Consider the following 11,651-nt stretch of genomic DNA (forward strand, 5'->3'; position numbering starts at 1 on the left):
GACCGTGACCGCGTTCAACGATGAATCCGGACCCGGCGACGCCCTGCGCCGCGCTCTCGGCGTCAGCCGCCGCCGCTTTCTGAGCACCTGCACCGCCGCGGGGGCCGTCGCCGTCGCCGCACCCGTCTTCGGCGCCTCGCCTGCCCTCGCACAGACCGCGCACAACGGCGGCAGGGGCGGCGGCCACGGCCACGCCCTCGTCCCGGAATCCAAGCGCGGCATCATCCTCTACACCGTGCGCGACGCCACGGGCAGGGACCCGCTCGCCTCCAGCCTCCCGTCCGGCTTCCGCGAGGTCTTCAAGGAGCTGGCCCGCTACGGCTACAAGCAGGTCGAGTTCGCCGGCTACGGCCAGCACGCCAACGCGCCCGGCGGCGCCAACCTCGAATCCGTCGAGGGGGCCAAGCTGCTGCGCTCCTGGCTCGACGAGTACGGCCTGCGCGCGCAGGGCAACCACGGCTTCATCCCGGGGTCGTGGCCGCTCAGCCAGCCCGACCTCGACACGTTCAAGAAGCACCTGGAGATAGCCAACATCCTCGGCATGGACCACATGGGCACCGGTGGCGACCCCACCGGCAGCGAATACCGGTCCGACTGGGACACCGCCGCCGACAAGTGGAACGCGCTCGGCAAGATCGCCCACAGCGCGGGCCTCAAGCTGTACACGCACAACCACGACGCGGCGTACGGCTTCCTGCTCGACGGCGGCCCCCTCGACGCGCAGGGCAGGCCGACCCGCAGCTCCGGCATCCGCAAGCTGGAGTACTTCCTCAAGGTGACCGACCCGAAGACGGTCTGGCTGGAGATGGACATCTTCTGGGCGCACGTGGCCCAGTACAAGTTCCACACCTACACCGCCCACGACGGCTCCCAGCGGGAGAAGGTCTTCGACCCGGCGGCGCTCGTGAGCCGCAACAACAAGCGCTATCCGCTGTTCCACGCCAAGGACGGCACGGTCAACGAGACGAACGGCATGGGCTACGACATGGTGCCGTTCGGCACCGGAGTCATCGACTACGAGAAGTTCTTCTCCCGCGTCGGGGCGATGAACTACCACAACCCGATGGTCGAGCAGGACAACGCGCCCAGCGACACCGACCTCGGCCAGTCCCTGAAGTACGCGAAGATCGGCTACGACAACCTGGCCGGGCTGCGCAAGAAGCACTGACGTCGACACACACGGGAGTGGGGCCCGGCCACCAGGCCGGGCCCCACTCCCGTGTGCATTTCCCGTAGGTGGCCCCTATGTGGTGGCCACCGCCTTTGCCGGCTTCTCGCTCCCGGGCTGCCGCAGCAGCAGGGCCACGGCTGCCGCCACCAGCGATATGCCGCCGGCGAGCGCGTACGCCCCGTTGTAGCCCCACGCGGCGACCACCATCGAGCCGAGGCCGCCGCCGAACAGGCCGCTGACCAGCTTCCCGCTGTACACGAGGCCGTAGTTGGTGGCGTTGTAGTTCTCACCGAAGTAGTCCGGCGTGAGTGCCGCGAACATCGGGTAGAACGCGCCGCCGCCGAAGCCCGACAGGAACGCGAAGAACAGGAACAGCCACTCGCTGTGGATGTCACCCGCCCAGATGACCCCGAACTGGGCGAGGCCGAGGACGACGATGACGAACACCAGGCTCACCTTGCGGCCCCAGATGTCGGAGAGCCAGCCGACGACGGCACGGCCGACGCCGTTGATGACCGCCATCACCCCCATCGACGACGCGGCGACCAGCGGTCCGAAGCCGACCTCCTTGGCGAAGTCCACCTGGAACGAGATGCCGAAGATCGACACACCGGCCGTCAGCACGAGGCTGAACCACATGAGCGGCAGCATGCCGGTCCTGACGGCCTCCATGGGCGTGAACTGGCGTACGGCGGGTGGGTTCTTGGCGAGGGACTTGGCGCCCTTGTCCGATCCCGACTTCTTGAGCGGGTCGACCTCGTGCGGCCACCAGTTCTTCGGCGGGTCCCGGAAGAAGAACGCACAGGTGAGCACGACCACCAGCACATAGACACCGATCATGTCGAGCACACGGTGGTAATTCGACGTGTCGAACGCGTAGTTGAAGATGAAGATGAACGGAAGAGACCCGTACGCGAACCCGCCGTTGACGAAACCGGTCCTGCCGCCTTTCCGCTCCGGGAACCATTTGCCGACCATGTTGATACAGGTCGAGTAGACGAGGCCGGAGCCCAGTCCGCCGATGACACCGAATCCCAGAATGGCCAGCCACACGTTGCTGAAATGGGACAGTGCGAGGAATCCGAACAGGCACAGGAAGGAGCCGACCATGGTGGCCCGCTTCGCGGTCAGGATGCCCTTCTCCCGCATCCATCCCGCCGGGAAGGCGATGCCCGCCTGGAAGAACACCCAGACGCTCAGGATCCAGAAGGTGTTCGACTGCGTCCAGCCGTGTGCGCTGGACAGCGTGTCCTCCGCCGAACCGTACGCGTACTCCGAAACGCTGATGGCCATCATCGCGACCCATGGCAGATACACCATGAACTTACGGGAATGGCCGAGGATGTCGCGGTCCGTCTCGCCTACGCGATAGACGCGGCCGTTCTCGTCGGTGATCTCTCGGTACGTGCTGCCAGTGGTCGTCGCTGAGTTGCCTGCGGCGATGGGCTCCGCCGTCATATCAAGCCATCTCCTCACCGAGCGGTTGCGGGTTGGGAACGATGCGGCGCTGCGGCCTCGGCCGGCCCGGCGCCTTGAGGAACAGTGCGAGGACCGCGGAGGCGATCCCGATCGAGCCCGCGATGACGAAGGCGCCCTCGTAGTCCCACGCCCCGACCACGACAGCGCCCATTCCGGAGCCCACGAGGCCCGAGACCAGCTTCGAGCTGTAGACCATCCCGTAGTTGGAGGCGTTGTTGTTCTCACCGAAGTAGTCCGCCGTCATGGCCGCGAACAGCGGGAAGATCGCGCCGCCGCCGAACCCGGAGACCATCGAGCAGAACAGGAAGAACGGCATGCTGCCCATCGACCCGGAGACCAGGACGCCGAACTGGGCGGACCCGAGGACGAGGCAGACGATGATGAGTGTGTTGCGGCGGCCGAAGCGGTCGGAGATCCAGCCGATCACGCCGCGGCCGGTTCCGTTGACGATCGCCTTGAGCGACATCGCCGTGGCCACGATGCCGCCGGCGAATCCCATGTCCTTTCCGAACGGCACCTGGAAGGCGATGCCGAAGATGTTGATCCCCGCGGTGCAGAGCAGACAGAACCACATCATCCACAGGACGGGTGTACGGGCGGCCTCCTTGGGGGTGTACTGCTTCACGGCCGGCGGGTTCTTCTCCAGCGCCCGCCGCACCTTCGGGTCGTCCGACACCTTCAGCGGATCCGCGTGCGCGGGCCACCAGCCCTTCGGCGGGTCCTTGAGGAACCAGCCGGCGAACGCGACGACGGCGCAGCAGATCACGCCGACCATCACCAGGACACCCTCGTAGTTGCTCAGGTCCATGTACGACGTGAACAGGAAGACGAAGGGCACCGAGCCGTAGGCGAAACCGCCGTTGACCAGGCCGGTCTTGCCGCCCTTGCGCTCCGGGTACCACTTGCCGACCATGTTCACGCAGGTCGCGTAGACGAGGCCGGCGCCGATGCCGCTGAACATGCCGAAACCGATGTACGCGACGATCACGTGCGGCGCGTACGCGAGCGAGAGATAGCCGAGGACCGTGCCCGAGGCGCCGAGGAACATCGCGTGGCGCGCGGGCAGCCTGCCGCTCTCGCGCAGCTGCCCCGCGGGGAAGGCGACGGCGGCCTGGAAGAACACCCAGACACCCATCAGCCAGAAGATGTGCCCGCTGTTCCACAGATGGGCCTCGTGCAGGGTGTCCTCGGCGGACGTGAACGCGTACTCGGACGAGCTGATGCCGAGCATGCCCATCCAGGGGAAGAGCACCATGGTCCAGCGTGGTCGCCCCATGATGTCCCGATCGGTCTCACCGATGCGGTACAGGCGCCCGTTGTGGTCCGTCACCTCCCTGTAGGGGACGGGTATTGGTAGATCGTCGGTGGTTTTCATGACGGTCGCACCCCTTGCGTCGAAAGATCTGGCCAGCGCCCCCTGTCCAAATTCCTTTCGCGTGCGCATGGGTCCCGGGGCCGGCCTGCGCGCACCGCCGGCCGGCCCCCAGTCCGGTCACCTCATGAACGGCCCCCCAACATCCCGCCCGTCTGCCACCACCGCCCTACCGGAGGCGCCTTCGGCCCCCAGCCTTTCTGCTGCACGGGCCCACCGATACTTCGCACCCAGTGCGGCCACCGGCTTCTCGGTCGTGTACGGGTACGCCACGACCCCGCGCTCGTACAGGTACTGGCAGGCCTCCTCGACCTCGACGTCGCCCGCGAGCGACGCCACCACCGGCTTCTCGATGCCCCGTGCCCGGAACTCCTCGACCACCCGTGCCGTCAGCTCCGCGAAGACCATCGGCGGGGTGACGATCGTGTGCCAGTAGCCGAGCACGAGGGAGTGGATGCGCGGGTCCTCCAGGCCGAGCCTGATGGTCGCCTCGTACGTCGACGGCGGCTCACCGCCCGTGATGTCGATCGGGTTGCCCGCCGCGCCGAAGGGCGGGATGAACGCCTTGAACGCGGCGTCCAGATCCTCCGGGATCTCCATCAGGGACAGGCCGTTGTCGACGATCGCGTCCGAGAGCAGCACCCCCGAGCCGCCCGCGCCGGTGATGATGACGACGTTGTCACCCTTCGGCGTCGGAAGCACGGGCAGCGCCCGCGCGTACTCCAGCATCTCGTTGAGGCCCGGCGCCCTGATGACTCCCGCCTGCCTGAGGATGTCGTCGTACACGGCGTCGTCGCCCGCTAGGGCTCCCGTGTGCGAACCGGCCGCCTTCGCGCCCGCGCTGGTGCGCCCCGCCTTGAGGACGACGACGGGCTTCTTCGGCACCGTCGCCCGCGCGGCCTCCACGAAGGCCCGCCCGTCCTTCAGGTCCTCCAAGTGCATGGCGATGCACTGGGTGTTGGGGTCCTCGCCGAACCACGTGAGCAGGTCGTCCTCGTCCAGGTCCGACTTGTTGCCGAGCCCGACGATCGCGGAGACACCGGTCTTCGTCGTGCGCGCGAAGCCGAGGATCGCCATGCCGATGCCCCCGGACTGCGAGGTCAGCGCCACCCCGCCCTTCACGTCGTACGGCGTGCAGAACGTGGCGCACAGGTCCTGCCACGTCGAGTAGTAGCCGTAGATGTTCGGCCCGAGCAGGCGTACCCCGTACCGCTCGCCGATCGCCACGATCTCGTCCTGGAGGGCCTGTTCACCGGTCTCCGCGAACCCCGACGGGATCAGGACCGCATTGGGGATCCCCTTGCGTCCCACCTCTTCGAGGGCCGAGGCCACGAACTTGGCGGGGATCGCGAAGACCGCCACATCCACCTCGCCCGGGACGTCCGTGACACTCTTGTACGCCTTGCGGCCCAGGATGTCATCGGCCTTGGGGTTCACCGGATGGATCTCCCCGGAGAAACCCCCGTCGATCAGGTTGCGCATGACCGAATTGCCGATCTTGCCCTGCTCGTTGGACGCGCCGATCACCGCGACCGAGCGCGGCTGCATCAGCCGGCGCATCGACCGGAGGATCTCCTCGCGTGAGTACGTACGCCGCTGCTTCGGCACCCCGTCGGCGAGGATCACGCGAATGTCGGCGGCGACCGCGCCCTCCGGCGTCGCGATCACGGGGTTGAGGTCGACCTCGGCGATCTCCGGGAAGTCGGTGACCAGTTGGGACACCCGGCGGATCTGCTCGGCGAGCGCCCACCGGTCGACCGGCTGCGCGCCGCGCACCCCGCGCAGCACCTCGGCCGCCCGGATCGAGTCCAGCATCGACACGGCCTCGTCCGCGCCGACCGGCGCGAGCCGGAACGTCACGTCCTTGAGCACCTCGACCAGCACACCGCCGAGCCCGAACGCGACGACCTTCCCGAACGTCGGATCGGTGACGGCCCCGACGATGACCTCCTGCGAGGAGGGCCCCGTCGGCAGCAGCTCCTGTACCTGGACACCCTCGATCCGGGCGTCCGGCGCGTACGCCCGCGCGTTCTCCACGATCTTGCAGAAGGCGGCCCGCACGTCGGCCGCGCCCTCCACCCCCACGATCACGCCGCCCGCGTCGGTCTTGTGCAGGATGTCAGGGGAGACGATCTTCATCACGACGGGTCCGCCGAAGCGTGCCGCGTACGCGACCGCCTCGTCCACGTCCGTCGCCAGCTCCTCGCCGGGCACGGAGATCCCGTACGCGTCGGCGATCACCTTGCCCTCGGGGGCGGTGAGAGCGCTGCGGCCCTCAGCGCGCACGGATGCGAGCAGCGCCCGTACCGTGAGCTCACGGTCCTCGGCCATCAATCAGATCACTCCGTTCGACTTGAGCAGGCGCAGTTCCTCGTCCCCGAGCCCCAGCTCCCCGACGAACACCTCGGCGTTGTGCTCGCCGAGCAGGGGTGAACTGACCACTTCCACAGGGGAGTCGGAGAGTTTGAGGGGGGAACCGACCGTGGTGAACGTGCCGCGCTCCGGGTGGGCCACCTCGACGACCATCTCGTTCGTGACGAGCGACTCGTCCTCGATGATCTCCTTGGTGGACAGGATCGGCCCGCACGGGATGTTGTGCGCGTTGAGCCGCTCCAGCACCTCCCACTTGGGCAGGGTCGAGGACCACTCCTCGATGAGCTGGAACATCTTGTTGAGTTTGGGCAGGCGCGCCTCGGGCGTCGCCCACTCGGGGTCGCCGGCCAGCTCGGGCCGCCCGATCAGCTCGCTCAGCGGCTGCCAGCCGACGGGCTGGACGATGACGTACACGTAGTCGTTCGGGCCGCCGGGCGCGCACTTGACCGCCCAGCCCGGCTGTCCGCCGCCGGACGCGTTGCCCGAACGCGGCACCTCGTCACCGAAGTCCTCGTTGGGGTACTCCGCCAACGGGCCGTGCGTCAGGCGCTGCTGGTCGCGCAGCTTCACCCGGCACAGGTTGAGGACCGCGTGCTGCATCGCGACGTTCACGCGCTGGCCGCGCCCGGTGTTCTCGCGCTGGAACAGCGCCGCGAGGATGCCGGCGACGGCGTGGATGCCGGTGCCGGAGTCGCCGATCTGCGCGCCGGTGGCCAGCGGCGGACCGTCCTCGAACCCGGTCGTCGCCATCGAGCCGCCCATGGCCTGCGCCACGACCTCGTACGCCTTGAAGTTGGTGTACGGGCCGTCGCCGAAGCCCTTGATGGAGGCGTAGACGATGCGCGGGTTGATCTCCTGGATGCGCTCCCACGTGAAGCCCATCCGGTCGACGGCGCCCGGGCCGAAGTTCTCGACCATGACGTCGGAGCGCCGGATCAGCTCGGTGAGCAGCTCCTTTCCGCGCTCGGTCTTCGTGTTGAGGGTGATGCTCCGCTTGTTGCAGTTGAGCATCGTGAAGTAGAGCGAGTCGACGTCCGGCAGGTCACGCAGCTGCTTGCGCGTGATGTCACCGGTCGGCGCCTCCAGCTTCACCACGTCCGCGCCGAGCCAGGCGAGGAGCTGGGTCGCGGAGGGCCCGGACTGCACATGGGTCATGTCGAGGACACGGACGCCCTCAAGAGCCTTGGTGGTCATGGCAGGGCTCCTCACTTGTACATCGTCTGGTTCATGGTTCCGGGGGCATACGCGTCCGGATCGACCCACACGTTGATCAGTGAGGGCTTCCCGGACTCGCGCGCCCGCTGGAGCGCGGGCGCGATGTCGGCGGGGTCGCGGACCTCTTCGCCGTAACCCCCCAGCATCTGGGCGAACTTGTCGTAGTGGACGTCGCCGAGGGTGTTGCCGACGCGCTCGCGCTCGTCGCCGTACTTGGCCTTCTGGCCGTAACGGATCTGGTTCATCGACGAGTTGTTGCCGACGATCCCGACGAAGGGCAGGTTGTAACGGACGAGGGTCTCGAAGTCCCAGCCCGTCAGCGAGAACGCCCCGTCGCCGAACAGCGCGACGACCTCCTTGTCGGGCCGCGCCTGCTTGGCGGCGAGGACGAAGGGGATGCCGACGCCGAGGGTGCCCAGCGGCCCCGGGTCCATCCAGTGGCCCGGCGACTTCGGCTGCACGACCTGCCCGGAGAAGGTGACGATGTCGCCGCCGTCCCCGATGTAGATCGAGTCCTCGGTGAGGAAGTTGTTGATCTCGCTGACCAACCGGTACGGGTGGATGGGAGAGGCGTCGGAGCGCAGGCTCGGCAGCCGCTTCTCGATGGCGGTCTGCTCGGCGGCCCGCAGCTCGTCGAGCCACTCCTTGCGCTTGGTGCCCCCGCCGTTCAGCCGTCCGGAGGCGGCCTCGGTGACCGACTTCAGGACGAGGCCCGCGTCGCCGACGATGCCGAGGTCGATGTCGCGGTTCTTGCCGACCGTGCGGTAGTCGAGGTCGATCTGCACGACGGTCGCGTCGGGGGAGAGCCGCTTGCCGTAGCCCATGCGGAAGTCGAAGGGCGTGCCGACGATGATGATGAGGTCGGCGTTGGAGAAGGCGTAGCGGCGCGAGAGCTGGAAGTGGTGCGGGTCGCCGGGCGGCAGGGTGCCGCGGCCCGCGCCGTTCATGTACGCGGGCACGTTGAGGGCGCGGACGAGTTCGACGGCGTCCTCGGTCGCGCGGGTCGTCCACACCTGGCTGCCGAGCAGGATCGCCGGCTTCTCGGCGTGCACGAGGAGGTCGGCGAGCTTCTCGATCGCCTCGGGGTCACCGGCCGAGCGGGTCGAGGCCCGGTACTGGCCGGCCCGGGGTACGCGGGCCTTGTCCACCGGCACCTTGGCGTCGAGGACATCGCGGGGGATCTCCAGGAACGACGGGCCGGGGGCGCCGTGGTAGCACTCGCGGAACGCCATCGACACCATGTCGGCGGCGCGCGCGGTGTCCGGCACGGTCGCGGCGAACTTGGTGATGGGCGTCATCATGTCGACGTGCGGCAGGTCCTGGAGCGAGCCCATCTTGTGCTGGGTGTGCGCGCCCTGGCCGCCGATGAGGAGCATGGGTGACTCCGCGCGGAACGCGTTCGCGACACCGGTGACGGCGTCGGTGGTGCCCGGGCCCGCGGTGACGACGGCGCAGCCGGGCTTGCCGGTGATGCGCGCGTACCCGTCCGCCGCGTGGGCGGCGACCTGCTCATGACGGACGTCGACGACTTCAATGCCTTCGTCGACGCAGCCGTCGTAGATGTCGATGATGTGGCCGCCGCACAGGGTGTAGATGACCTCCACACCTTCTGCCTTGAGCGCCTTGGCGACCAGATGACCACCGGAGATGAGTTCCTGGCTGTCGTCGGGCATGGCGAAGTCCTGTCCCTTCGTAGGGGAGTCGTGCGCTGTCGCAGTACATTGCATACAGTCGACGAATACTGTATGAAGCTTGTTATCCCGCATCCGGTGGGTGGTGTCCAGGGGGCGTGCGGCACTTTTAAGACGGGAGCCAGAAATGGACCTGTACGAGCACCAGGCAAGGGAACTCTTCGAAGAACACGGCATCTTGGTGCCGAAAGCCGAGGTCACGGACTCGCCCAAGGAGGCCCGCGAGATCGCGCGCAGGCTGGGCGGCCGTGTCGTCGTCAAGGCACAGGTGAAGACCGGGGGCCGCGGCAAGGCGGGCGGCGTCAAACTCGCCGCCGACCCGCCCGCCGCCGAACTGACGGCACGCCAGATCCTCGGCATGGACATCAAGGGCCACACCGTCGGCAAGGTGATGCTGGCCCAACCCGTCGCCATAGAGAGCGAGTTCTACGTCTCCTACGTCCTCGACCGAGCGGCCGGGCGCTTCCTCGCCATCGCTTCCGCCGAGGGCGGCATGGACATCGAGGAGGTCGCGGCGACCCGGCCCGAGGTCGTGGCCCGCATCCCGATCGACCCGACCGAGGGTGTCACCACGGCGAAGGCCGCACAGATCGCCGAGGCCGCCGGCCTCCCCGACCGGACCGTCGACGTCCTGGTCCGCCTCTGGGACGTCCTCACCCGCGAGGACGCCGTACTCGTCGAGGTGAACCCCCTCGTGCGTACGAGTGACGGCCAGATCCTGGCCCTCGACGGCAAGGTCACCCTCGACGACAACGCCCGCTTCCGCCAAGCGCGTTGGGGCGCCCAGGAGCCCTCGGAGTCCTCCGGGTCCTCGGGGTCCTCCGAGGACTCCCACGGCGAAGCCCTCGAAGCGGCCGCCGCCCGCAAGGGCCTCAACTACGTGAAGCTCGACGGCGAGGTCGGCGTCATCGGCAACGGCGCCGGGCTCGTCATGTCGACGCTCGACGTGGTCGCGGGCTGCGGCGCCCGCCCCGCGAACTTCCTCGACATCGGCGGCGGCGCCTCCGCGCAGATCATGGCCGACGGTCTCTCCGTCATCCTCTCCGACCCGGCCGTGAAGTCCGTCTTCGTGAACGTCTTCGGCGGCATCACCGCCTGCGACGCCGTCGCCGACGGCATCGTCCAGGCCCTGGAGTCCGTGACGCTGACCAAGCCGCTCGTCGTCCGCCTCGACGGGAACAGCGCCGCAGCGGGCCGCGCCATCCTCGACGGCCGCGCCCACCCCCTCGTCGAACAGGCCACCACCATGGACGGCGCCGCGCGCCGGGCCGCCGATCTCGCCAACGCGGGCTGAGGAGCCGGGACATGGCGATCCACCTCACCAAGGAGAGCGGGACATGGCGATCTACCTGACCAAGGAGAGCAAGGTCCTCGTCCAGGGCATGACCGGCGCCGAGGGCATGAAGCACACCCGGCGCATGCTCGCCGCCGGCACGAACGTCGTGGGCGGCGTCAACCCGCGCAAGGCGGGCCGCAGCGTCGACTTCGACGTCCCCCAAGGCCTCAAGGGCCAGGGAGGCACCCCCATTGCCGTACCGGTGTTCGGCTCCGTCGCCGAGGGCATCGCGGCCACCGGCGCCGACGTCACCGTCGTCTTCGTACCGCCCGTCTTCGCCAAGGCCGCCGTCACGGAAGCCGCCGACGCGGGCATCCCGCTCGCCGTCGTCATCACGGAGGGCATCCCCGTCCACGACGCCGTGACCTTCCACGCGTACGCCGCCGCGAAGGGCACCCGCATCATCGGCCCCAACTGCCCCGGCCTGATCACCCCCGGCCAGTCCAACGCCGGCATCATCCCCGCCGACATCACCAAGCCCGGCCGCATCGGCCTCGTCTCCAAGTCGGGCACACTCACCTACCAACTCATGTACGAGCTACGCGACATCGGCTTCTCCACCTGCGTCGGCATCGGCGGCGACCCCGTCATCGGCACGACGCACATCGACTGCCTCGCCGCGTTCCAGGACGACCCGGACACCGACCTGATCGTCCTCATCGGGGAGATCGGCGGCGACGCGGAGGAGCGTGCCGCGGCCTACGTACGCGACCACGTCACCAAGCCGGTCGTCGCCTACATCGCCGGGTTCACCGCCCCCGAGGGCAAGACCATGGGCCACGCGGGAGCGATCGTCTCCGGCTCCTCGGGCACGGCCCAGGCCAAGAAGGAGGCCCTGGAAGCGGCCGGGGTCCGCGTCGGCTCCACCCCGACGGAGACGGCCCGCCTGGTACTCGACCGCTTGGCGGACTGACGCGCACAGCGGGAGTGGGGAGCGAGCCCACCGGGCAACCTCCCCACTCCACCCCCCGGCACCAGCCCTGCATCACCCCCGCACCCCCCCCCGCACGAGCC

Annotated in this window: 8 protein-coding genes; 3 read left to right on the forward strand and 5 right to left on the reverse strand. The window is 68.6% G+C overall.

Annotated features, from left to right (window positions below; genetic code table 11):
• Positions 1-4 precede the first annotated feature (4 nt).
• Positions 5-1,168, forward strand: coding sequence for a sugar phosphate isomerase/epimerase family protein (locus ACIPWY_RS02250; RefSeq protein ID WP_401532049.1), 1,164 nt, complete (start codon positions 5-7; stop codon positions 1,166-1,168).
• A 75-nt stretch (positions 1,169-1,243) separates the two neighbouring features.
• Here the strand turns inward: ACIPWY_RS02250 and ACIPWY_RS02255 are convergent, their stop codons facing one another.
• From ACIPWY_RS02255 to ACIPWY_RS02275, 5 genes are all read right to left on the reverse strand, one after another.
• The gene (locus ACIPWY_RS02255) at positions 1,244-2,629 is read right to left on the reverse strand and encodes an OFA family MFS transporter (RefSeq protein ID WP_362901704.1); all 1,386 of its coding nucleotides are present in this window, start codon (positions 2,627-2,629) and stop codon (positions 1,244-1,246) included.
• Between the two features lies 1 nt (position 2,630).
• Positions 2,631-4,025, reverse strand: a complete 1,395-nt coding sequence (locus ACIPWY_RS02260; protein ID WP_362901706.1) for an OFA family MFS transporter — start codon at positions 4,023-4,025, stop codon at positions 2,631-2,633.
• Between the two features lie 117 nt (positions 4,026-4,142).
• Positions 4,143-6,353 carry an acetate--CoA ligase family protein gene (locus ACIPWY_RS02265; RefSeq protein WP_362901707.1) on the reverse strand — a complete coding sequence of 737 codons (2,211 nt, stop codon included), beginning with the start codon at positions 6,351-6,353 and terminating at the stop codon, positions 4,143-4,145.
• A 3-nt stretch (positions 6,354-6,356) separates the two neighbouring features.
• On the reverse strand, positions 6,357-7,589 hold the full coding sequence (frc, locus tag ACIPWY_RS02270) for a formyl-CoA transferase (RefSeq protein WP_362901709.1): 1,233 nt from the start codon (positions 7,587-7,589) through the stop codon (positions 6,357-6,359).
• An 11-nt stretch (positions 7,590-7,600) separates the two neighbouring features.
• Positions 7,601-9,283: a thiamine pyrophosphate-binding protein gene (locus ACIPWY_RS02275; protein WP_362901711.1), complete on the reverse strand. Its 1,683-nt coding sequence runs from the start codon at positions 9,281-9,283 to the stop codon at positions 7,601-7,603.
• 145 nt (positions 9,284-9,428) lie between these two features.
• On the opposite strand from ACIPWY_RS02275, the gene sucC reads away from it, so the two are divergent.
• Together sucC and sucD are read left to right on the forward strand one after the other, a co-directional pair.
• Entirely contained in the window at positions 9,429-10,595 is a 1,167-nt protein-coding gene (gene sucC / locus ACIPWY_RS02280) for an ADP-forming succinate--CoA ligase subunit beta (protein WP_393704286.1), read from the forward strand.
• 43 nt (positions 10,596-10,638) lie between these two features.
• Positions 10,639-11,550, forward strand: coding sequence for a succinate--CoA ligase subunit alpha (gene sucD, locus ACIPWY_RS02285; RefSeq protein WP_401532050.1), 912 nt, complete (start codon positions 10,639-10,641; stop codon positions 11,548-11,550).
• Positions 11,551-11,651: the final 101 nt, after the last annotated feature.

Source organism: Streptomyces sp. NPDC090032 (assembly GCF_044748025.1).
Lineage (GTDB): Bacteria > Actinomycetota > Actinomycetes > Streptomycetales > Streptomycetaceae > Streptomyces.

Coding starts and splice junctions, on each gene's coding strand:
- ACIPWY_RS02255 (WP_362901704.1), bottom strand. CDS start 2,629: ATGACGGCGGAGCCCATCGCCGCAGGCAACTCAGCGACGACCACTGGC.
- ACIPWY_RS02260 (WP_362901706.1), bottom strand. CDS start 4,025: ATGAAAACCACCGACGATCTACCAATACCCGTCCCCTACAGGGAGGTG.
- ACIPWY_RS02265 (WP_362901707.1), bottom strand. CDS start 6,353: ATGGCCGAGGACCGTGAGCTCACGGTACGGGCGCTGCTCGCATCCGTG.
- frc (WP_362901709.1), bottom strand. CDS start 7,589: ATGACCACCAAGGCTCTTGAGGGCGTCCGTGTCCTCGACATGACCCAT.
- ACIPWY_RS02275 (WP_362901711.1), bottom strand. CDS start 9,283: ATGCCCGACGACAGCCAGGAACTCATCTCCGGTGGTCATCTGGTCGCC.
- sucC (WP_393704286.1), top strand. CDS start 9,429: ATGGACCTGTACGAGCACCAGGCAAGGGAACTCTTCGAAGAACACGGC.
- sucD (WP_401532050.1), top strand. CDS start 10,639: ATGGCGATCTACCTGACCAAGGAGAGCAAGGTCCTCGTCCAGGGCATG.